Source organism: Gordonia malaquae NBRC 108250 (assembly GCF_000344135.1).
Classification (GTDB): Bacteria; Actinomycetota; Actinomycetes; order Mycobacteriales; family Mycobacteriaceae; genus Gordonia; species Gordonia malaquae.
The window spans coordinates 1-21,427 of the sequence record NZ_BAOP01000008.1 but is presented as its reverse complement, the minus strand read 5'-3'; the positions used below and the strand labels follow the sequence as shown (position 1 = coordinate 21,427).

The 21,427-nt window shown below is 66.2% G+C and carries 20 protein-coding genes; 9 read left to right on the top strand and 11 right to left on the bottom strand.

From position 1 onward, the window contains the following. Positions 1-20 precede the first annotated feature (20 nt). Positions 21-1,301 carry an LCP family protein gene (locus GM1_RS06915; protein ID WP_223291416.1) on the top strand — a complete coding sequence of 427 codons (1,281 nt, stop codon included), beginning with the start codon at positions 21-23 and terminating at the stop codon, positions 1,299-1,301. 10 nt (positions 1,302-1,311) lie between these two features. After that, positions 1,312-1,860 carry a ferritin gene (locus GM1_RS06910; protein WP_040519657.1) on the top strand — a complete coding sequence of 183 codons (549 nt, stop codon included), beginning with the start codon at positions 1,312-1,314 and terminating at the stop codon, positions 1,858-1,860. Between the two features lie 148 nt (positions 1,861-2,008). Here the strand turns inward: GM1_RS06910 and GM1_RS06905 are convergent, their stop codons facing one another. The 4 genes from GM1_RS06905 to GM1_RS06890 are packed head-to-tail and all read right to left on the bottom strand — an operon-like array spanning position 2,009 to position 5,010. After that, positions 2,009-2,926, bottom strand: a complete 918-nt coding sequence (locus tag GM1_RS06905; protein ID WP_008377571.1) for a DUF5926 family protein — start codon at positions 2,924-2,926, stop codon at positions 2,009-2,011. A 31-nt stretch (positions 2,927-2,957) separates the two neighbouring features. Next, positions 2,958-3,743 (bottom strand): glycerophosphodiester phosphodiesterase family protein, encoded by a 786-nt coding sequence (locus tag GM1_RS06900; RefSeq protein ID WP_008377570.1) that lies wholly within the window; start codon positions 3,741-3,743, stop codon positions 2,958-2,960. Continuing rightward, a complete protein-coding gene (locus GM1_RS06895) occupies positions 3,740-4,681 on the bottom strand; it encodes a DUF4328 domain-containing protein (RefSeq protein WP_157435865.1) in 942 nt (313 codons plus the stop codon). Before GM1_RS06895 ends, GM1_RS06900 begins: the two co-directional genes overlap by 4 nt. Next, positions 4,678-5,010 (bottom strand): rhodanese-like domain-containing protein, encoded by a 333-nt coding sequence (locus GM1_RS06890; RefSeq protein ID WP_008377568.1) that lies wholly within the window; start codon positions 5,008-5,010, stop codon positions 4,678-4,680. The genes GM1_RS06895 and GM1_RS06890 overlap by 4 nt, the downstream gene beginning before the upstream one ends. A 432-nt stretch (positions 5,011-5,442) precedes the next feature. On the opposite strand from GM1_RS06890, the gene GM1_RS06885 reads away from it, so the two are divergent. Next, complete coding sequence (locus GM1_RS06885; protein ID WP_008377567.1) at positions 5,443-6,171, top strand: VOC family protein; 729 nt, start codon at positions 5,443-5,445, stop codon at positions 6,169-6,171. Between the two features lie 21 nt (positions 6,172-6,192). Here the strand turns inward: GM1_RS06885 and GM1_RS06880 are convergent, their stop codons facing one another. Further along, the gene (locus tag GM1_RS06880; protein WP_008377566.1) at positions 6,193-7,260 is read right to left on the bottom strand and encodes a winged helix DNA-binding domain-containing protein; all 1,068 of its coding nucleotides are present in this window, start codon (positions 7,258-7,260) and stop codon (positions 6,193-6,195) included. Continuing rightward, the gene (gene msrA / locus GM1_RS06875; RefSeq protein WP_008377565.1) at positions 7,260-7,973 is read right to left on the bottom strand and encodes a peptide-methionine (S)-S-oxide reductase MsrA; all 714 of its coding nucleotides are present in this window, start codon (positions 7,971-7,973) and stop codon (positions 7,260-7,262) included. Before msrA ends, GM1_RS06880 begins: the two co-directional genes overlap by 1 nt. Positions 7,974-8,115: 142 nt before the next feature. Between msrA and GM1_RS06870 the strand changes: the two genes are divergently transcribed. Then, entirely contained in the window at positions 8,116-8,745 is a 630-nt protein-coding gene (locus GM1_RS06870) for a superoxide dismutase (protein ID WP_008377564.1), read from the top strand. Positions 8,746-8,816: 71 nt separating this feature from the next. Here the strand turns inward: GM1_RS06870 and GM1_RS06865 are convergent, their stop codons facing one another. Then, positions 8,817-9,437, bottom strand: coding sequence for a hypothetical protein (locus tag GM1_RS06865; RefSeq protein ID WP_008377563.1), 621 nt, complete (start codon positions 9,435-9,437; stop codon positions 8,817-8,819). A gap of 322 nt (positions 9,438-9,759) precedes the next feature. On the opposite strand from GM1_RS06865, the gene GM1_RS21550 reads away from it, so the two are divergent. The 3 genes from GM1_RS21550 (at position 9,760) to GM1_RS06850 (ending at position 14,280) form a co-directional block, all read left to right on the top strand. After that, entirely contained in the window at positions 9,760-11,814 is a 2,055-nt protein-coding gene (locus GM1_RS21550) for a serine/threonine protein kinase (protein ID WP_008377562.1), read from the top strand. 218 nt (positions 11,815-12,032) lie between these two features. After that, positions 12,033-12,359 (top strand): PGPGW domain-containing protein, encoded by a 327-nt coding sequence (locus GM1_RS06855; protein ID WP_244874756.1) that lies wholly within the window; start codon positions 12,033-12,035, stop codon positions 12,357-12,359. A 67-nt stretch (positions 12,360-12,426) separates the two neighbouring features. Then, positions 12,427-14,280 (top strand): hypothetical protein, encoded by a 1,854-nt coding sequence (locus tag GM1_RS06850; RefSeq protein ID WP_075052032.1) that lies wholly within the window; start codon positions 12,427-12,429, stop codon positions 14,278-14,280. On the opposite strand, the gene GM1_RS21545 is transcribed toward GM1_RS06850, so the two are convergent. Further along, entirely contained in the window at positions 14,230-15,792 is a 1,563-nt protein-coding gene (locus tag GM1_RS21545; protein ID WP_008377559.1) for a serine/threonine-protein kinase, read from the bottom strand. The genes GM1_RS06850 and GM1_RS21545 overlap by 51 nt on opposite strands. A 162-nt stretch (positions 15,793-15,954) precedes the next feature. Here GM1_RS21545 and GM1_RS21540 point away from each other — a divergent pair, with 162 nt between their 5' ends. Further along, a complete protein-coding gene (locus GM1_RS21540) occupies positions 15,955-16,920 on the top strand; it encodes an LppP/LprE family lipoprotein (RefSeq protein WP_008377558.1) in 966 nt (321 codons plus the stop codon). Here the strand turns inward: GM1_RS21540 and GM1_RS06835 are convergent, their stop codons facing one another. Beyond that, a complete protein-coding gene (locus GM1_RS06835) occupies positions 16,921-18,321 on the bottom strand; it encodes a hypothetical protein (protein WP_008377557.1) in 1,401 nt (466 codons plus the stop codon). A gap of 157 nt (positions 18,322-18,478) precedes the next feature. On the opposite strand from GM1_RS06835, the gene GM1_RS21535 reads away from it, so the two are divergent. Beyond that, entirely contained in the window at positions 18,479-19,819 is a 1,341-nt protein-coding gene (locus GM1_RS21535) for a serine/threonine-protein kinase (protein WP_008377556.1), read from the top strand. Positions 19,820-19,886: 67 nt separating this feature from the next. Here the strand turns inward: GM1_RS21535 and GM1_RS06825 are convergent, their stop codons facing one another. Together GM1_RS06825 and GM1_RS06820 are read right to left on the bottom strand one after the other, a co-directional pair. Then, positions 19,887-20,537, bottom strand: a complete 651-nt coding sequence (locus tag GM1_RS06825) for a hypothetical protein (RefSeq protein ID WP_008377555.1) — start codon at positions 20,535-20,537, stop codon at positions 19,887-19,889. A gap of 141 nt (positions 20,538-20,678) precedes the next feature. Next, on the bottom strand, positions 20,679-21,427 hold a 749-nt coding region (locus GM1_RS06820; RefSeq protein ID WP_008377554.1), incomplete at its 5' end, for a hypothetical protein.

The following is a 21,427-nucleotide window of genomic DNA, read 5'->3' as shown; positions in this document are numbered from 1 at the left end:
CCACCGGTACGGTTGCCAGGATGAACGACCAGCCTGAGCCGCCGATGATGCGCAGGCCGCCGCCTCGAGGCCAGCGGCCGGGTCCGCCTCGCCAGGAGCCGTATCGACCGCCGCTCGCCTGGTCGCAAGAGCCGTCCCAGCCCCGCAGGCACGCACCAGCACAGGGTGACGACCGACTGCAGGGTCGCCCCGGGTACGCACCGCGCCAGGAGCCCGAGCCGATCCCCCGTGACGATCGACGACGCCCGCCGGGGCCTCCTCCTCGCCGCCCCGCATCTCGTCCGCCTGCGCAACCCCCGCGACGGGCCGCATCCGCCGCCCCGCCGAGCAAGCCCCGACGGAGCCGAAAGCCTCGCCGGTGGCTGCGCATCGCCCTGGTCGTGCTGCTCGTCCTGCTGATCACGCCGATCGCGTTGCTCTTCTACTACGACACCAAGTTGAATCGGGTGGACGCGCTCGCCGACTACCCCGGCCGCATCGGCGACACGCCGGGCACCAACTGGCTCATCGTCGGCACCGACTCCAGGTCCGGCCTCAGCCAGGCCGACAAGGACAAACTCGCCACCGGCGACAGTGACGGCGCGCGCACGGACACGATCATGCTCGCGCATTTCCCGACGTCGGGCCGCCCGATGCTCGTCAGCGTCCCACGCGACCTGTACGTGCCGATCCCCGGGCAGGGCAGCCACAAGATCAACTCGGCCTTCAACACCGGTGGCCCGAAACTGCTGGTCCAGACCATCGAGGAGTTCAGCAAGGTCCACATCGACCACTACATCGAGATCGGTTTCGGCGGGTTCGACAGCCTGGTCGACGCCGTCGGAGGTGTCGAGATGTGCTTGACCAAACCGCTCCGCGACCCGAAGGCCGGACTGCGGCTCAAGGCGGGTTGCCAGGAGTTGAACGGTGCGCAGGCGCTCGGCCTGGTTCGCACTCGGGCGTTCCCCAACGCCGACTTGGAGCGCGTGGTCAATCAGCGGAAGTTCTTCGCCGCGTTGATGTCGAAGGCGACCAGCCCGGGTGTGCTGCTCAATCCGTTCCGGCTGATCCCGTTCGCGAACGGCGCCGTCGCCGCGGTGACCGTCGCCGACGGCGACCATCTGTGGGATCTCGCGTGGCTCGCCTACAAACTGCGAGACCCGCTCACCACTACCCTCCCCACCGACGGGGACCAGGTGACCGACGACGGCGACTCGCTCATCCCCGGATCGACCACGACGTCGTTCTTCGAATACGTCAGCAAGGGCGTGGAGGTCCCGAAGGATCTCCTGAGCAGTTCAGACGGGTCGCCACTCCGCTAATCTGGTGCGCATGACCGACACCGCTGCGCGTACCCCGTTCCAAGAGCTGCTCCACGAACAGATCAGCAACGAGTTCTCCGCTTCACAGCAGTACATCGCGCTCGCCGTCTGGTACGCCGCGCACGACATGCCGCAGATGGCGCAGCACTTCTACGAGCAGTCGGTGGAAGAGCGCAATCACGCGATGATGATCGTGCAGTACTTCCTCGATCGTGACATCGACGTCAAGGTGCCCGCCGCCTCGGCTCCGGCCACCGAGTTCAGCGAGTACCGTGAGCCGATCGCACTGGCGCTCGCCCAGGAGAAGCAGGTGACCCAGCAGATCGTCGATCTCGCGAGCTCGGCCCGCGAGAGCGGCGACTACCTGGGCGAACAGTTCATGCAGTGGTTCCTCAAGGAGCAGGTCGAGGAAGTCGCCTCGATGACCACCCTGCAGACCATCGCCGAGCGGGCCAACGGCAACCTGTTCGATCTGGAGAACTTCGTCGAGCGTGAGCTCAACAGCAAGACTGGCCAGAACGACGTGTCGGCCCCCATCGCCGCAGGCGGCAACCTCTGACTCTCCCACTGCTCCTCGAGTGAGCTTGCGAGACTCCCACTGCTCCTTAAGCGAGCTTGCGAGACTTCCCCTGCTCCTTGAGCGAGCTTGCGAGACTTCCCCTGCACCACAAGGAGCAGGGGACTCACGGCTCCTCAAGGAGCCGTGGTCAGCGCAGGGTCACCTGGCGACCGATGATGCCTGCGCGAGAGGAACGCTGGGCCGCAGTGAGATCCGACGTGTCGGCGAGCGCCTCGGTCAGAGCCGCGTCCAGGGCCTCGAGCCCGTCGTGCCACTCCTCATGGTGTGCTTCGACGTCGAGGTCGAACACCGGGACCACCAGGCCGTGGGTACGGAACGACCCGGCGAAACGAGAGTTCTCACCCATCGTCAACGCTCCGGCGGCGTGAACACGAGCGAGCGCGTTCATCAACGACTCCTCGTCTTCGGGGCGCACCCACCGCAGATGGGCGCGCTCGCCCGCGTCGACCCACCACGGAGCTCCGACGCCGCTTGCGGGGTGTAGCCGCGCAGTCGGGAGGATCGTGTCGTTGGCGCGCTGCAGCATCGCCTTGACGTGCGAGTCGGGCTCGGCCCCCTCGGCGAACCACCAGTCGAAGCTCTCGTAGACGATCACTTCGAGCGACGCCGTCGGGTCGACGATGTCGGTGAGCGCGGCCTCGACCGCGTCCCCGGTGTACTCGGCGCCGGGCTCGGCATTGCCGGCCCAGGCGAGGGCCGCCGACAGCGACGCACGCAGATCGGCGGGCTCCGGGTCGGTCTGGAGAGCGACCAGGCCCTGCGCGCCCGTCGGCCGTTCGCGCACATCGGCGAACACCGCGCCAGGCAGCACGGTGGCGAAGTCCGCCTCGTGGGCGGCGCCGAAACCGTCGGTGAACGTCACCTGTGCGGTGGCCGACGCGATGAACGACCGCATCGCGACCAGGTCGCACTCGGCGGCGAGTCCGTCGAACGGGCGGGCGGGGGCCTCCAAGGACGCAGCCTGCCTGGCCTTGCGTGCGGCCACCCGCTCCGCACGATTGCTACCCGGGCGCGGACCACTGCCGCGCTTGCTCTTCTTTGCCATGGGTACCAGTGTCGCAGAGTCCAAGGACGTGTCAGTCGACGGTGACGAGCCAGTCCCTGACTCGTGCCGGATGGTTCGTCGCGACCCAGCGGACACCGAGGTCGGCGCAGAGTTGGACGTCGGGTTTCTCGTCCACCGTCCAGCAGTAGGTGACGCGGCCGGATGCGGCGGCACGGTCGACGAGCTCGGGGTGCAGTCGCAGCGTCTCGATCGAGGGGCCCACGCCGGTCGCTCCGACGGCAGTCGCCGCGGTGCCGCCGATGATGCGGGCGGTGTCGCCGAGCAGGATGGTCGGAAGGATCGGCGCGCTGCGGCGGATCCGCCAGACGCCTGCCGACGAGAACGAGATGACAACGGCTCGGCTGTGATCGGCCGAAGGCGGGGACGCCACGCCGAACTCGTGGAGCATCTCCAGCAGTGCTGTCTCGACGAGGCTGCCGTAGCGGACCGGATGCTTGGTCTCGATGAAGAGACGGACGGGTCGATGCCAATCGAGCGTGAGGGTCAACAGCTCGCGCAGCGTCAAGACCTCGGCTGCCGTGCCGCTGTGCCACGACCCGAAGTCGTGTTCGCGGAGCTGCGCGAGGGTCATCTCGCTGACGACGCCCGTGCCGTCCGACGTCCGTTCGATCGTGCGGTCGTGAATGCATACGAGTTCGTGGTCGGCGGTGAGCCGCACATCGCACTCGAGACCGTCCGACCCCTGCTGCAGGGCGAGTTCGTATGCGGCGAGGGTGTGTTCGGCCATTTCGCCCGACGCCCCGCGGTGCGCGACGACGGCGGGCTTGCCTGAGCGGGAGACGTCGCGCGCGCTCATGCCGCCACCAGCCGCCGGAGCGGACGCTCGTCTACGTCGGAGTGTGTCCCCGCCAGTCGTTCGACGCGAGTGACCGCCCACCGCGCGAAGACCGCCGAGACAGCGAACGACGCCGTCACCAAGGCGAGAGCGTCGGCGTCCACCTGCAGGGATTCCGTGCTCCACGCGCCAAGGCGGTAAATGACTGCAAGCACCGCCACGCCATTGACGATCGCCCAAGCCACGGCCAGCCTCAGGCGGATCCGCGCGAGCCGTCCACCGTCGTCGACGTCGCTCACTCGGGCGGCCTCGTGCAGCATCCACGGCGCTCCGACGACGTTGACCAACGGTGTCACCGTCAAGGCGAACACCACCCACGCAGGTCGAGGGTCGAGGAAGCCTGCACTCGCAAAACTGCGGATGCGGACCTCACGGACCCATCGGCCGAAGGTCACGATGGCGACGACGACGGCGATCAGTGACATCACCCCGAAGACGAGGACCGCGATACTGCTGAGCCAGTCGATCCACGCCGAGATCGGGCGCGTCCGGTTCACCACGGCGATCACGTAGCGCGCGCCGTGGACGACGGCGGAGGCTCCGAGAATCAGACACGTCAGCTCCATGGCGCGAGTGAGGGCAGCAGTCGCGACGGGCACCCGGTCATCGGCTTCGGCCGCCTTGTCCGGGACATCGATGAGGCCCCAGCCGGGGTTGTACGCATACGACGGCGTCGGTCCCTTGTCCGGACGCTTCGGGCCACGCGGCGACGGCATCGCCTCGCGCGGACGATGCGCTGTCCACCGCAGCGCGGGTCGACGAGGCGGCTGCGGCGACTGGCGGGCAGGCACGGACTGCGTGAGCGGTCCTCCGCAGCGGGGACAGACCGTCCTACCCTCCCGGTGCGGGGCCTGGATGCGGCAGGACGGGCAGATGTCGAGGTTCACCGGTGCGGTCACGGAGCGTCCGGTCCACCGTCGACGGGCTTGTCGGCGGCAATCCAGGCGACCATCCCGCCGGTCACGACGGTGCCGTCGATGCCGCGGTTGAGGAGATACTCCATGATCCGATACGACCGCCCACTGGTCCGGCACACGACGAACAGTTCACGGTCGAGATCGATCTCGTCGATGCGACCGGGGACCTCGCCGAGCGGAATGTGGAGTGCGCCGCGGACGTGCGCCTCGTCCCACTCGTAGTCCTCGCGGACATCGAGCAGGATCCGTTCCGGGTCGTCGGTGAAGTCGTCCGGAAGTTCGGTGACGCCCACCGACTCGATGTCGCCCATGCTCACGTTCCCCAGTTTTCCACACCTGTCGATCGCAGGTGCGCCAGCTACACATCCGCAACAACACTCCGAACAAGCAGACGCAACTATGCATACCTGCATAGAGATTTCCACAGGCGCCGTGGAAAGCTTCGTTCACAGGGTGTTCGGGATTCACCAACAGGCATCACGACCCTGTGGACAACCCTGTGGAATTGTGGATAGACCTAGGAAAACGGGGCCGATTCTGTGACGGCCGTCTCGAATTTACGACAGATTCGGGCCCACGGCATCCCTCCGACGCATTACCGCCAAGTAGATTTCATCCACTTGTCCACATCCACAGTTGGGGACAACCTGGGGACAACACGCCGATCGAAACTCTCCAGGAAGACTTGACACCTGCTGATCCGGCACTCACTCGTACGCGGTGTCGCGCACTAGAATCGTGGCGTGCATGTTCGCTGGCTGACCGCGTTCCTCGACTTCCCCGCCGCCGAGTTCGGATCGGAAGTCACCTTCTGGCGCGCGATCTCGGGAAGCACGGTCTCGCCGCCCCGCGGACCGTCGAAGGAGTTCGCCTCCCTCGACCCGTTCAACGGCGATGCTCACCTCCGGGTCCAGCGGATCGCCGCAGGTCCCGGCGGGACGCACCTCGACATGCACGTCGACGATCCTGCGTCGGCCGCCCTGGAGGCCGTCGCACTCGGTGCCAGGGAGATCGCCGACTACGGAACTCACCGAGTGATGGCGTCCCCCGCAGGCGGACGGTTCTGCCTCGTCGAATGGGCAGGCGAGAAGCGACGGTCCCGCCCGATCCGGTGGCCCGGCGGGACCATCAGCATCATCGATCAGATCTGCTACGACGTCCCGGCTGCCAAGTTCGACGCGGAGCTCGCCTTCTGGACCGCACTGACAGGCCAGGACGCTCCGGGCGACGTCGACCGCCACACCTTGACCCGCGATCCGGATCTGTCGTTGCAGGTCCTGCTCGTCCGATCGGACAACGCGTCCGGGGCCACCTACCTGGACGTCGCCGCGAGCAACCTCCCGGTCGAAGTGGAGCGGCACGAGGACTGGGGAGCGACGGTCGTGGAACGTCGTCACGACCAGGTGGTCATGGCCGACCCCACGGGCCGCCGGTACTTCATCTCCGCGCGGAATCCGAGGACCGGGGCGTAGCGACTGCGATGCGGGAACCGGTCAGGACTCGATCATCGCCCGGACCACATCGACTTCGCGTTCGACGCCCGCCCGCTCGTCACTGGTGAGGTCACGAAGCTCCTTCAGGGCGACACCGCCTTTGGTCGGCTTCCACGTGGCGGCGAGCCGCCCGTCGACGAGCACGAACCCCGGGAACTGTCCGTTCGGCGTCCACAGCGCCTGATAGAGGTCGGGATCGGCCACCCGGATCCGGTCGGCGTTGGCGACGATCAAGTTGTCGTAGGGGGCGACGCACCGAATGGGCGCGGGGACGTCTCCCTCGATGATCGGCAGACCGTCGAGGTCGTACAGCGTCTCACCTCCCGGCCCGGTGTAGATCACGAGTTCCCAGTCCGCCTCCATAGCCGCCATGATCGGTCCGAGCCCGGTGAGGCCCGACCACGTCTGCACGGCCGCGACGGACGCCGGCCCGAACCCTCGCAGATAGAGACGGATCAGGTCACGGCGCGCCTCGTCTCCGGTGACCGCGGGCTCGCCTTCTCCGATCCAGTCGTCGAGCAGCGCGTACGTCGGACCGCCTGACCGCTTCCACAGACCGCGGGGCGGCGTCTGCACCACCGGCAGCCGCAGTCGCGCGACGGCCGCCATGTCGGACGCGGGTTCGTCCGGCCACCGCTCGGCAAGCGAGGCTCGAAGCGCAGCGGCACTGAGCGGACCGTCGGCGAGCCGGTCACGAGCGTGATCGGTCACCTCGTCCGAGGTCACGTCGACCAATCTGCGGCCGTGGTTCGTCTCGACTGCCGACGACAACATCGGCTGCATCAGTTCACGAATCCACCGCGCGTCGAGTCCGTCGGCGAGGAACACCGTGCCGCGTTGCAGGGTGATGCGCACGAGTTCACGCTCGGTGAGAAGCTCGTCGACGTCGGCGGGGTCGAATCCCTCGACGCGGCACGCGAGACCGTAGAACGCGGCCTGCGGATCCTGCGACTGCAGGCCGACGATCCGGTCGACCACTTCGACGACGTCCTCGTCGACTCGTTCGAGCAGATGTTGACGCTCGAGCAGGGTGCGGTTCCACTGCTCGAGGGTGATCGCCTGTGGCATCAGGCGGGGAAGGTCAGCCCGGTCGAGACGTGGCAGCGGTACCCGTTCGGGTTCTTGTGCAGGTATTGCTGGTGAACGTCTTCCGCGTAGTAGAAGACGCCGTCGCCCGCATCCGCCATGGCGGAGATCTCCGTTGTGATCGGGCCGTACCCCGCATCGGTGAGGGTTGGACCGAACTTCTCCACGGCGCCGACCGCCAGGTCGAGATCGGCGTCGTCGAACGTGAAGACCGCCGACCGGTACTGGGTGCCGATGTCGTTGCCCTGACGCATCTCCTGCGTCGGGTCGTGCGAGGTGAAGAACAGCTCGATGAGAGCCTTCGCACTGGTCTGGGCCGGATCGAAGACGACAAGAACAGCTTCGGCGTGCCCGGTCTGCGCGGTGCACACCTCCTCGTACGTCGGGTTCGGGGTGTAGCCGCCCGCGTAGCCGACCGCCGTGCTGTAGACGCCCGGTTGCTGCCAGAAGATCTCCTCGACTCCCCAGAAACACCCGCCCGCGAGCACGATCGCTCGCAGATCCGGTCCCCAATCACCGATTCCGGCCGGGCCGTATCCGCCGTCGGACGACGCCGCTCCCCGCATCGGCCGATGCAGGACGATGTTCTCGTCCCGAAGCGGCAACGGCGTGGAGCGGCCGGGCAGTGCACGGTCGCGGGGAACCATCGCGGTCTTGACGTTGGAGGCGGCCATCAGGCGATCGAACAGGCTCATGCGACCAGGCTACGGCTATCGGCGGCACAGGCGGTGGCAGGAATCCCACGGTGACCTGATCTGTTGCAATAACCACCGGTCTGCGGAAATGTTGTTGACTGGACCCAGTACGGATCTTTCGCGAATCTTTGAGAGGAACATCGTGGCTGACTACACCCTGCCCGAACTCGATTACGACTACGGCGCCCTCGAGCCCCACATCTCCGGCAAGATCATGGAGCTGCACCACAGCAAGCACCACGCCACCTACGTCGCAGGTGCCAACACCGCGCTCGCCAAGCTGGCAGAGGCCCGCGAAGACGGCACCATCGCAGGCAAGGTCTACGGCCTGTCGGCCAACCTGGGCTTCCACCTCGGTGGTCACACCAACCACTCGATCTTCTGGAAGAACCTCTCGCCCAACGGCGGCGGCGAGCCCACCGGCGACCTCGCCGAGCAGATCGGCGTCGACTTCGGCGGCTTCGAGCAGTTCAAGGCTCACTTCACCGCTGCGGCCACCACCCTGCAGGGCTCGGGTTGGGCCATCCTCGGCTTCGACACGATCGGCCAGCGCCTCGTCATCGAGCAGCTGACCGACCAGAGCGGCAACACCTCTGCCGCCCTGATCCCGGTCGTCATGCTCGACATGTGGGAGCACGCCTTCTACCTCGACTACCAGAACGTGAAGCCCGACTACGTCAAGGCCTGGTGGAACGTCGTGAACTGGGACGACGCCTCCGAGCGCCTCGCTCGCGCGAAGACCCAGGGCTCGGGACTCATCGTCCCCGCCTGATCCACCCGCACACGGACAGCGGCGGTCACCTCACCGAGGTGACCGCCGCTGCTGCCTTCTTCCCCTGCGCGTCAGGCGCGCGGCCCGGATTCGGTGCAGAATCGGCGCGACACCGGCAACCACAGCACGATGACGGCCGCAACTCCACAGAGCACAGCGATGTCGGCGGCCGGCCCGAGGAGCAACGCCGGTAGCGAGAGCACCGCGAACACGGCGCCCAACTTGCGAGGCCAGGTCCGGCCGCGCCGGGCGCCGATCGCCACAGCAACATACCCGGCCACGACGACCATCGCGACCACGGCCAGCACGCCGACGACCACCAGCCGACTCTGCGCCATCATGTCCGCCTCACCGGTCTCCGCCGACACCAGCGCACTCGCGAATGAGAAGCCGCTGACAGCACGATTGAGGAGCAGCCCGACGAGAATGATCTGCAGGACGACGAGCGCGGCTGCCGCGCCGAGCAACCATGTCGACACCGTCACTGCGACAGGACGAACACCGGATGCGCGGTCGGTTCTCGGCATCGACGCCACGTCGATGTCCGCGACACGCGCCTGCACTTGTCGGCCCACCATCCTCGCGCCGTCGACCGATTGTCCGACGATCCGGCGCCCGAACCCCTGAGCCGAGGCGATGGCGTCATCGCCGATCCGGTCACGCACGTAGCCGATGCCGCGTGCGGCGGACACCGCGACTCCTCCTCGCGCGGCGGGCGTCGGCGACTGGACGGGCGTTTCCGGAGATCTCGCCTGCACCGGCGGAAACTGTCGACGCACCGGTGGTCTCACGATGGGTATCTCGCGCGGTTCGTCTGCAGAACGATGTCCGTGCCGCATGTCATTCATGGTCTTCTCCTCGTCTGTCCAGGAGAAGCTAACGCCGGTCACCGCTGGTATCGCCGTTCTCTGGGCGCTACCACCCAGAACTGTTCATTCTCGCCATCTGTGCCGTTTGACTGTGTTCAGTCCCAACTGCTCGGGCAGATGCTGCCCCATATGATCGAGAGGCTTCATGTCGACCTTGAATCCGGGCGATGCCTTCTCAGGACTCCGCGTCGTCGCGGCAGTCGAGACCGGCGAATTCGTCAATCTCCACCTCGTCGAGAACAGTGCACTGGGACGCGAAGAGATCCTGAAGACCGTCCGATCCGATCCGGCGGACCCCGGACGACGCGACCGTTTCGCGCTGAGCACAAAAGCCTTGGCGAGCCTCGACCACGCCGGCATCGTGGAGGTCTACGACATCGGAGTCACAGACGACACGACGTGGATGACGATGGCTCGCGTGCCCGGCACTCCTCTCGGGGGCCGCCCGCTGTCGGTCCGAGCGGCCGCGCGAGCCGTCCACGACGTAGGCGCAGCCCTCGATCACGCGCATCGCCGAGGCGTCGTGTACCGCGACGTACGACCAGCGAACATCACCGCCATCATCGGTCCGAACGATTCCGTGGACCGCGTCGTTCTCATCGATTGTGGGATCGCAAGCCACGTCGACGACGCTCCGACAACACGTGATGGAACATTCATCGGTTCGCCTGCATACTCGGCCCCCGAACTGTTCATGGGCGATGCGGCGGCACCTGCCTCCGACCAGTACGCGCTGGCCTGCACCGCATTCGAACTGTTCACCGGAGAAAAGGCCTACGGACAGCGATCCCTTGATGCGGTAGTCGATGCGCACGTGAACGGCAGGGCGCCAGTACCCTCCGACATCCGCCCCGAGCTTGAAGTCCTGGACAGCACGTTTCGTCGCGCGCTCGACGCCGACCCGACTCGACGTTTCCCAACGTGCTCAGCATTCGCGGAGGCTCTCGATTCCGCCCTGGCTCCGGCCGCGCCGACCCGGCGAATGGCGCCCACGACCGCCCCGCTCGCTGACGAGTTCTCGCGATCGACTCAGGTGATCCACTCCGCCGCACCGAATCCGACTCGAGGATCCAGGCGGCCACGAGTCGCGAGAGTCTTGGCATGGACGACGGCCGCCGTCGCGGTTGTCGGGGTGGCCGGGGTGGCGTTGGCCGTCGCCGGCGGATACCTCACTCCTTCACCGCCGTCCGATTCTGCGAGCGAGGGCACCGCGGTCTGGTACCAGGAGGCGTCCGACCTCCCCAGTGCCTATACGAGCGCAGGACTCCAGCTCCCGACGACGGAGACTTCCTCGACACCTGGCGCGATCGTCGCAGCCGCCGATTCCTGCGATCGCGACGCGATGGCGAGATCGCTGTACGCAGATCGCGTCGCCGGCGAAGGGTGGGCAATCACCGTCTCCGAGACCGTGTCGTCGGGTGTCGGATTCGGGCAGCTCGGAGACTACCTCGACACGCTCTCGACCGCCGTGACGACGGTGCCGATCGAAGCAGTCGCACACGGCCGCGACTTCCGGACCACCCACGCAGTCCTCGCCGAAGGCATGGAAGTGCTCGTCGACGACGGCCAGCCTGTCGTGCTCTGCGGATCCGGGCACATCCTGACCCCGGTCGCGGAACCCTCGACCACGGTCACCGGCCTTCCCTCTGACCGCACGGTGACCGACATCGTCCTGCTCGAGGGTCGGCACACCCCGTTCATCGGGTCCACGACCAGTGAGTCGGATGTACCGACGACGACGGAGTCGACCGACGACACCACCCCGTCGATGGAACGTTCGGCATCGGACTTCATGTCGACCACGTATGGCTTCGCCTTCCGCACCGAGTCTGACTTGGTGTGTCTGATCGGCGAGGATCTCGTCTGCCTCCCGCCCGTTCCGGACAGTTTCGACTGGAGCCTGCTCCCATCCTGCAGCGTGGACGCCGTCGGCGACCTGCTGCTGTGGGATCACGAGGAGTACACCCTGTGTCCAGCCGAGGGCACCGTCGTAAACGGGCACGACGTTCCCACCTACGACGGTGGATGGCCTTCTGAGATCCCACTGCTTCGCAGCGGTGAGAGCTTTGCGGACTCCGACGACACCTCGGGCTGGTCCTGTTGGATCGGCCCCGACGACGACACCCTCGGCTGCGAGCATGTGCCGTCCGACCACGGGTTCACCATCGGCGAGGACGACAGGGTCGAACTGTTCCGATGACGTCGCATCCACCGGGCACCGACCGTCCTCCCGACCGAGTCCTTGCACCCAAGAACTGATGAATCAGCCGATTCTCCGTCTACATTCCTGACATCAGATATCAGATCCCGACATTAAGGCATCGCACTGTGAACTCTGTCGTCTCGCAATTCAAATCCGTCGGAGCCGCCTATTCACGCGTCCGACATGAGCATAAGTACGGACATGTTCTCCGCTATGTGACCATCACGGTCGGATTCCTGGTGACCGCACTCGGCGTAGTCGCAATCCCGTATCCGGGCCCCGGATGGGCGATCGTCTTCTTCGGCCTACTGATCCTGTCGCAAGAGTTTGAATGGGCCGAACGACTGCGGATGAAGATCATGGGGCTGCTCAACGCGTTCTACCGCAGGTACATCGACGGAAACCGGTTGGCCCAGGCCGCGCTCGCCGTCGCCACCTGCGCGATCGTCATGGCGACACTGTGGGTCACCGGCGCATTGGACCTCGCCCAGGGTTGGTTCGGATGGGATCATCCGCAACTGCATTCGCCGCTGGCCGACTGACAAAATACTCCGATCACAAAGGACACCGTCAATGGACAACTATCCGTCACCAATTCGCAGGCTGGGGTTGAGCCGGCTAGCGGCCGCTGCCGTCGTCGCGACCTCCGGGTTCGTATTCCCGTGGTTCACGGCGCGCGGAGATTCACGAACGATTGAATGGAAACTGACCGGCACATCTGTCATCACCGAGAACGGCGAGCAGACATCGTCGTGGTATCCACCGATTCTCGCGGTTGCCGTGGCAATCGCGTTCTTCGCGGGACGTTACCTCACCAAACGCGGCGATCGACGGCCCGCCGAATCGGCGTCGCTTCAGGTCGCGATCAGCGGAGCCACGCTGCTGACGGTCATCGCGGCGTCGTTCGCCGCCCGCACCATGCTGGTGGCGGGCCCCGATGCCCGGTTCTCGGCCGACATGACGACGTCGATGGCCCCCGCGGCGTTCATCACCGCGGCCGTCGGACTGACACTGCTGGTCGTCGGTGCGGTGGAGCATCGGCGCGCGGTCACCGCGCTCGGCTCTCGTGACCCGTTCCGCCGCCCTCCGGCACGCCGCGTCGAGGTTGCACTGTACTTGCTGCTGCTCACTGCGAGCGTTGCCGTGATAGCCGCACTCCCGACCGCGGTGCACTCGATCGACGGTTCTTCCGTCGCGGAATCCGACGGGTTGACGGGAAGTGTCGTCGGCACCGGCACACTGCCCGACGGCACCGCGTCAACAATGTTCGACGGCTGGTCGGCGACTCCCGTGCTGTTGGTGATGCTCATGTTGATCGGTGCGATCAGTTGTGTCCACGACAAGAAGCTGCAGGGTGCACTGGCGGGTCTGCGTCCGACCGGTTCGGTTCCGTGGGGCGTCAGCGGCTTGCTGCTCATCCTCACCGCCGTCGTCGGATTCCTCGCGGCGACGCTGTGGGCCCTGGACCCGACCGACGTCGGTGTCGACTTCACGACGAAACCCGGGCTCGCCGTATGGGCGACCGGCGCGATCGGCGCGGTGATGTTCGGCATCGCGGTCGCTACTCGTCTACCCCGTCTACAGCTCGCCTTGACCGCTCGCCCCACCACCGACCTTGAACCGGGTCGACCGTTCTCGCCCGAACTCGTCGACGCGGCTCACCGGATCAACACGTGCGCCACGGCACTCATCGACGAATCCGTGTACGCGTACCGCGGTACCGAGGTGAGCGGCCGCTTCCTGCCGGTCGTCGACGTCGCCGCCGTGGTGTGGGCCGTCGAGGATCTCGCCGAGCGTGACCCGGCGATCGCCGACTCCATCGACCGGTACGGCACGGAGGCCGTCGTGGACGCGATCGCCACTCTGGCGAGCGGCCACGATGCGGAACGCCTACGGCTGCGATGGAGCATGAGCGAGCAGTTTCTTGAGGAACTCGCCTCTGTCGCTCCGACCACGATGTTTCGAATCTTCGAGCTATCCGGCGTCGGCCGACCGACTCACACGCCCGACGAGGTCGGCGACGCGGCGATCATCATGTCCAAAGACAGCGGTATCCAGAGCGACGAGCTTCCTCCGATAGAGCGGGTGTCGGCGATCCCCGACGGCGACGACCTGATCGTCGCCTATCTGCTCACCGACAGGACACCGGACAACGGCGTCCGCTTCACCTCGGTGGCCGTGCGCGTGTCCGCGGACACCAAGATGACGACGAGGATGTTCCGGTCCATCGCCGGCTCGGCTGCCATTCGGTACGCGGCGGCCGGATTCGGCTCCTTGACCTGGTCGGAGTGGTCGACACGGCCCGAGTTCCGAGCAGGTGCGGCGCCCACCACTGAGTTCGAACTGAAGTCGCGGCTCGTCGATTTCTGGCGGCACGTGGCCCTCGAACCGGTCGACGACGACGCTGCGGAACTACCCACGCGGGATGATCAACCCGTTGTCCTCCCTGTCGAACCCGAATGACGGGGCTCCGGTTCTCCCTGTAGTCGACGACTCCCGACTGCACCAGACCGGCGCGAACGACATGATCGCGTCGGATTCCGGATCGTCCTGGGGGCCGCCGCCGGGCGCATCGGCCTGACACACCCAGCGGCCGTCATCGGTATCGACGAACACACTGTGGGTCGACTCCAAGATCCGCGGAGTCGGCTGCCAGTGCCGGTCCTGATAGCGGGGAGTCTGCCGGCCAACGACGGCCACCGCGGCGCACGCGTCGGTGCGGCCACGTTTGATGACGAGGTGAGTGGGCGTTCCCCGGTCCGCGGCCGAACACCGGTCCACGAGCGTCCACGCCACATCGGTCGGATCCTTCGGGAAGCACATCGGCTCGTCGGCGAAGTAGCAGGCGAATCCACCGTCTTCAGTCCGGAAGGCGAAGCGATAGCCATCCAGCGCATACTCGCTGGCACGGTGAGTGACCGGCCGCCCTCCGGTGTCTCCGACATCGTGCGTCGTCGACGACTGGCCAGTCTGCATAACGGGTCCATCGCTGTCACCCGGCGGGTCCGATGCGGTTCCGGCGAAGTATCCGCCCACACCCGCGGCTGCTGCAACAATCACCGCAACGGCGCCGATCGCCCAACGCCGGCGATTCGACTTCGGACGGGCACGCACGCCTGCACGATCCACAGTCCGTCGTGTCGTGATGGCGGAATCTGGAAGGTCGGCGGATGCAAGCGCCTCGACGAACTCGGCGCATGTCGGAAATCTGCTCGTCGGATCTTTCGCCAGCGCCCGCGCGATCGCCTCATCGAAACGAGCCAGCCGAGGATCGATGTCGGACGGAACGGGAATCTCGCCTACGGTGTGCCGCTGCATCACCTCGCCGATTGAACCGCCCTCGAATGCGAGTGAGCCCGTCATCAGTTCGAACGCAGTGCAGGCGAGGCTGTATTGGTCCGACTGCGGACCCGACTGACCGTCGGCGAAGACTTCCGGTGCCGTGTAGACGAGCGAGCCGACGAACTGACCGTCGACCGTCGCGCGGGTGGCGCCGAGGAGCCGTCCCACCCCGAAGTCGAGGACAGCGACCCTCAGAATCCTCCCGTCCGTGTCTTCGACGACCGCAATGTTCTCGGGTTTCACGTCGCGATGGATCACTCCGCGGTGGTGCGCGTAGTCGAGTGCATCTGCCGCGTCGGCGAGTACTCGCAACACCCTGTCCACTGCGAGCGGAGCCCGCGCCGGAAGGTCGATCGTGTCAAGGAACGGCATCGTGAACCACGGGACGCCGTCGACTACGCCGAAGTCGTACACCGCGACGATCGAGGGGTGATCGAGCGATGCGACGAGCCTCGCCTCATTGGTGAACCGCATGATCAGCATCGGGTCGGTGCGGCCCGATGAAATCACCTTCAGCGCTTCGCGACGTCCGAGTTTGTCGTTCTCGACTAGGACTACCTCGCCCATCGTTCCCGCGCCGATACGCTCCACCACGCGATAGCCTGCGAATGTCTCCCCCGCCTGCAAGCCCACCTAGATCCGCCCTCCGCGCTCCGATCTACGTCCGGATGTCGATCATACGAGGCCGCGCAGACACTCCCAGCCAGGACACCGTTGGGTGCTCACACCCAAGAATCCGTCTCTGGTACGACAAATTGGACGCTGAACACCTGTCAACCACGAGAGAAGGACTCCATGAGACTGCGAAACGCGACTGCCGCCGCATCTGCGATCGGCGCCTGCCTGCTGGTCGCGGGCTGCGCTACCGACTCGGACACCGAAACTCCGATCACGAAGGACACCACCGCCGCTTCCGGCACCACGGCCGAATGCGATCCGAGTGCCGACCACTCCGCTGCGGTCGACGAAGCATTCGCAGCCCTTCCGTCCGGCTACACGTGGTATCGCCACGACCTCACATTGACCGATCCCTGCGCGGAACTGTCCGCGCAGACAGCACGAATCGACAAGCCGATTGTGTCGTCGCCCGAACCGGTCATGTTCTTCTCCCGAGGAGAGTTCGTCGGCCTCGCAACGGTATGTCCGATGAAACTCGCCGACCAGGTGCGCATCGACGGCACCTCAGCGACTGTCACCTACAGCTTCCCTCGCCCGGGCGAGACTACCGGCGCGGGTTGGTCCGGACGTGAAGCCGTGACCTACTCCGTCGACCCGAACACGAAGGCGATCACCAACTCCGGATACTCCGACGAGTTCCGCCGATCGAACCCGTCCTGCGACCCGGCGACCGGTCAGCCTCCGACGCAGACCTCGGCGGCCCCGGCGAACTGCGCGACAGACCTCGCCCTTCGCCTCGATGTCCCGACCGACGCGTACTCCAATGGGACGGAGACCGAGGGTGCGCTCGACTTCACCCTCACGATCACCAACAACGGTCAATCGCCGTGCCGCGTGGCGACCAACGACATCGTGTTGAATGTCTCCGGACCTACCAGCAACACGTGCACTCCCGAGGTCCAGGCGCCAGACATCGCGCCCGGCGAATCGATTGACATCGCCAGCAAGTCCGGAACGTGGGGCACGTGCGTGAGCGACGGACTGAAGTCCAGCGGTGAGTACACCCTCCAAGCGGCTGTCCTCGTCGACGGAGAGAAGGCAGCGGAATCCGACACCGGTTCCTTCACTGCTGCCCGATCGTGACTACGCCGAACGTCGCACGACCTGCTGGGCGGCGATGACAGACTTCCGACCTCGACGGTAGTCGATCACCCTCTCGCGACCTTCGGGGTCGACTGCGACGATCGGCCACCGCAGGAGTCCGATCGCCCGGAGCGCATACACGAAGGGCGTGACCACAACGTTCACGACGCCCGTTGTCGCGACTGTCGCGGTTCGTCCGAATCCTCCCGGGTCGGCGATGACCGCAGGCGCCCGCAGCGCGGTCACCTGCGGACGGACGTGGTCACGCCCCCGGATCAGATCCTTGAGCGCGTTCGTGTTCAGTTTCACCGATCCGGCGACGAGCCGATTCGTTCGCCCCTCACCGGCGGCCGCCTGCTCGACGGCGGCGATCACCGCCGGACGGTCCAACGGAAGGTCTGCCGCGATCTCGACGATTGCGGTGACCGGTCCCGCGTTCGGTGCCCGCACCACCCGCAGAACCTCTCGGGTTGTGGCACGGCCGCCAACAGACCTCGCCATATCGACCCGCAGGAAGGTCCCGTGGTCGGTCACGTACCGGTGGATGTCTCGAACCGCTCCCATCCACGGCGCATCCACGCCCGGCACACGGTCGACATCGACTCGGTGTTTATGGCTGGTCCGGGGAATCAGGTGAGACGCGAGATCGGCCGCCATGATCCCGTAGCGGTCGGCTACCGCATCGCGGAACAACGGTCGAAGCGCGTCGTACAGGTAGCAGAAGTCGGCCTCGTCGACGAGGGTCCGCACATAGCGGTTGTAGACCGACGCGCGGCTCCGCCCGGCCGTGAGCATGTCAAGCACCCTGTCGCGTCCCAACTCCGCGACGAGTTGGGTGAGCCGAGGTTCAGCGGCGCACAGGTCGACGAGGGTCGAGTTGATGACCTTTCGACCGAAACCGCGGACCCTCGGCTGCACCACATAGCGGCCGCCGGACACCACCCGCCGGCCCGGTAGTTGAACGGCCGCGATGTCGTACAGGACGCCAGGTCCACGGACCACACTGTCGCGCAGGTCGGTGGCGATCTGCTCCGCAGTCCGGAGGCGGCCACGACGCCAGTCAACCAGCCGTTCACCGTTCCCACGATCGGCGTAGCCGACAAGCGCGAGGAGCGCACGGACCAGCACCACCGGGATCAGCCCGAGCAACGCCGCCCCGGCGACGACGAGGAAGTAGATCATCAGGGTCCCGGGCCACTCCAACGGAGACTGCACATAGGCCAAGGTGAGAAGCCCGATGCCCGCGGAACCGAGCGGGGTGAGTAGGAGTGGCACCAGAAACAGCGTGTACCAGCCGATACCGCGGGCAAAGGCGCGGATCGACGAGAGCCACAGCCACACTCCGGCGACGCAGAGCAGCCACATGATCGCGGCCGCGACCACCACAAGAGATTCCGTCATACCGCGAAGCTATCGACACAACGGCGTGTCCATTGCCCCCATGGGTGCTACCGCCCAATGCACTGAACTGGCTCGATGCTCTCCGATTGACTGATACAAACCCACCCGACGACGGCGCCTGAGCCATTGCGCCTCACTGACAAGGACGTCACACTCCGTGAACTCACAACTCACCGCGGGCGACGAGTTCGCCGGCTATCGGATCATCAACCTGATCGGACGGGGCGGCATGGGCCGGGTGTATCTGGTCGACAACCCTCGGCTCGGACGCCGGGAGGCGCTCAAGGTCGTGTCGTCGCCGGACAGCGAGGCCTTCACCCACCGGTTCCTGCGCGAAGTGAAGACGAGTGCAGCGCTCGACCATCCAGGAATCGCGACCGTCTACCACTACGGCGTCGATAGCGGGCTGCCGTGGTTCACCATGCGTTATGCGCCGGGTGACATCACCGCCCGCCTTCCGTTGCGGCCAATGGATGTGGCGCAGATCGTGTCGTCGGTCGCGTCGGCGCTCGACTACGCGCACTCGAGGCAGGTGATCCACCGGGATATCAAACCGGCGAACATCTCCGTCGGACGGCGACCCGACGGCTCGATCGACCGCGTCACGGTCCTCGACTTCGGGATTGCCCGGTCCGCCGATCAGACCCGGCTCACCAGCACCGGGGCCTTCATCGGGTCCATCGCCTATTCGGCGCCCGAATCGCTCACCGGCGGGACCACCGGCCCGGCGACCGACCAGTATGCACTCGCGTGCACCGCGGTAGAGCTTCTCACTGGCGCGCCGCCGTTCACTGCAGCCAACGTCGGCGCACTGATGCAGGCACACATCACCACCCCACCCGAACGACTGGGCGGGCGACTCGCACATCTCGACGACGTCCTCCAGCGTGCTCTGAGCAAAGACCCCGGATCCCGCTTTCGCACCTGCGGGGAGTTTGCACACGCCCTGTCGACCGCGACCGGCGTCGCTGCGACGAGACCCCGGACACCGCCCGCCGATCCGACCGTCGTTGCGCAACGGCGGCCCGACGCCACGACCCCGGCGGCCAACCAAGTCGTCCCTGTCACCACGGCCGACACGCCGGATCGATTTTCGCGGGTACGCCATGCGCTCGCCGCCGCGCGCGCCAGCTGGCGCGAGGAGCATCCACTGTCCGACGCGGCGCTCGAACGTCGGGCGGCTGCGGCACACCTGGGGAACGCCCTGACCGTCGTCGTGGTGCGACCTGTGTGGAGTGTGGTGCGGCGTACGCCTGCACTTTTCGGCGTCCTGTCAGCTGTGCTCGTGGTCGCCGGTCTTATCGGCTTTGCTGCGGCCGGAGATGTAGTGGCGCGCGGCACGGACTCGATTCCCGCTCAGAACTATGCGTATTCGTCGACACTCGCCCTGCAGTGCGCCGGCCTCGGCGCGGGAGCTGTCGCACTCGGCGTGGTGCTGTTTGCGCTGCATCGTCGGTACCGCGCACGCAAACCCGTTCCAGACGACCGACACCACTGACGGGCGACGAGACCAGGAAGCGACGATGCCCCCAAAGGGCATCGCCGCTTCTCCCAGGTGAGAGTGGTCAGCGGCGTCCCGGGACCGCGGCGACGAAGGCCTGCTTGTTGGACTTCACGACCACGCCGTCCTGCTTGACGAATGCCTGAATCTGGTAGCTTCCCGGTCGCTTCACAGCATCGGTCACGCAGTGTCCCCACGATCCGTTCTTGCTGCTGATGACCTCCTCGCGCTTCGGTGCCAGCGTCAGGTTCTGCACGATCGGTGTGCACGTCTTCGAGCCCGCACCCGTCACCTTCAGGCTGATGCTGTCGGTCTTGATCGTGCACGTCGATGAGCCTGCGTTATGGATGCGGACCGTGTACTCAACGCCCATGTCCTCGTTGCCGTTGGGGAGGAACCCGGCCGGTCCGCCCGGCGACGACGGGATGTCGAGTTTGATGTTCTTGATGCAGCTCGCGGCGCCAGACTCCGAGTTCTGGCCGCCGTCACCGAGGGCACCGTCCGGCACGGTCGGCGCATCGTCGTCGAGACCGGGGAGGGTGCTGCCGGGTCGATCCTGCTCGGAGCCATCCTGATTCGGCGCCATCGTGGCCGGCGGATTGTTGTATGCCGGGTCCTTCGTTCCACCCGCGTGTGCGATTGCGGGCGCTCCGAGTGCGAATGCGGCCGCAGCGACCAGGGCGCACCCGGCGAGCGTCCGTCGAGTTGTCGTCATCGAATGCCAGTCCTTCCTCGTTCGGGGTCGTGTCGAGATCCCCGGAGACTGCGCGATCTGCGCTGTCCAGCCGAATCTACGATCGGTAGTCCCCTATTGCGCACAATCTGGGTGCTACCTCCCATACCGTTGCGGACACATCTATTCGTCGATTTCAGATACTGTCTCGACGCTCAGAGGCGATCGCACGTCGAGCACCCGCAGTCCGCCACGGTCGATCACGCCCGTTCCGAGCGCCCACTCGACGAGCCTGAGTCTGCGACGCGACGCGGGTACCACCGAATCCGAGACCAGCCCAGCCACTCCCGCGTCGTCGAGCTTGAAGCACAGGTAGTCGAGCTTGCGCCGCAGCTTCGCCGACGACCAGCCGAGCCGTTGCTCGACATCTCGCATCGACGCGATCTCGCTCACGCTCACACATGTGCTCCGCAGGATCGGTTCGGCAAAGGCCACCAACATCTGAATCTGTTCCAACGTGAGGGCCCGCGGCCCGATCGTGACTTCGGTACTGACCTGCGGCGGCGGTGCGACGTGATGATCGTCCTCGACGGGAAGCCGGACGACTACCTCATACTCGGTCCGCGATGCCGCGAACACGACGTGAGTGTCGCCGCCCGGAAGGACAATCGACCGGCCCCGGCCGAGCAGGACGCCGATCGGTTCGGCTCGTGAACCGAAGCGCACCGTCGTCCATGACCCGACGTTCTTCATCCACCATCTGCCCCCACTCCAGCCGATCTCCAGCACGCGGCGATGAAGATACGGGTTGTCGGGAAACGCGAGATCCCCGGCGCGCCCGACCGTCGTGATTCGAGCTCGGTCGAGCGGGACGACCATGCCGACGAGGTCTTCGACGTAAGGCAATCGCAGCCGATTCATTCCACGCATCC

Bases quoted from the DNA above. Each gene is read 5' to 3' on its own strand.
- GM1_RS06915 (WP_223291416.1), top strand. From the start codon at position 21: ATGAACGACCAGCCTGAGCCGCCGATGATGCGCAGGCCGCCGCCTCGA.
- GM1_RS06910 (WP_040519657.1), top strand. From the start codon at position 1,312: ATGACCGACACCGCTGCGCGTACCCCGTTCCAAGAGCTGCTCCACGAA.
- GM1_RS06905 (WP_008377571.1), bottom strand. From the start codon at position 2,926: ATGGCAAAGAAGAGCAAGCGCGGCAGTGGTCCGCGCCCGGGTAGCAAT.
- GM1_RS06900 (WP_008377570.1), bottom strand. From the start codon at position 3,743: ATGAGCGCGCGCGACGTCTCCCGCTCAGGCAAGCCCGCCGTCGTCGCG.
- GM1_RS06890 (WP_008377568.1), bottom strand. From the start codon at position 5,010: ATGGGCGACATCGAGTCGGTGGGCGTCACCGAACTTCCGGACGACTTC.
- GM1_RS06880 (WP_008377566.1), bottom strand. From the start codon at position 7,260: ATGCCACAGGCGATCACCCTCGAGCAGTGGAACCGCACCCTGCTCGAG.
- msrA (WP_008377565.1), bottom strand. From the start codon at position 7,973: ATGAGCCTGTTCGATCGCCTGATGGCCGCCTCCAACGTCAAGACCGCG.
- GM1_RS21550 (WP_008377562.1), top strand. From the start codon at position 9,760: ATGTCGACCTTGAATCCGGGCGATGCCTTCTCAGGACTCCGCGTCGTC.
- GM1_RS21540 (WP_008377558.1), top strand. From the start codon at position 15,955: ATGAGACTGCGAAACGCGACTGCCGCCGCATCTGCGATCGGCGCCTGC.
- GM1_RS06835 (WP_008377557.1), bottom strand. From the start codon at position 18,321: ATGACGGAATCTCTTGTGGTGGTCGCGGCCGCGATCATGTGGCTGCTC.
- GM1_RS06825 (WP_008377555.1), bottom strand. From the start codon at position 20,537: ATGACGACAACTCGACGGACGCTCGCCGGGTGCGCCCTGGTCGCTGCG.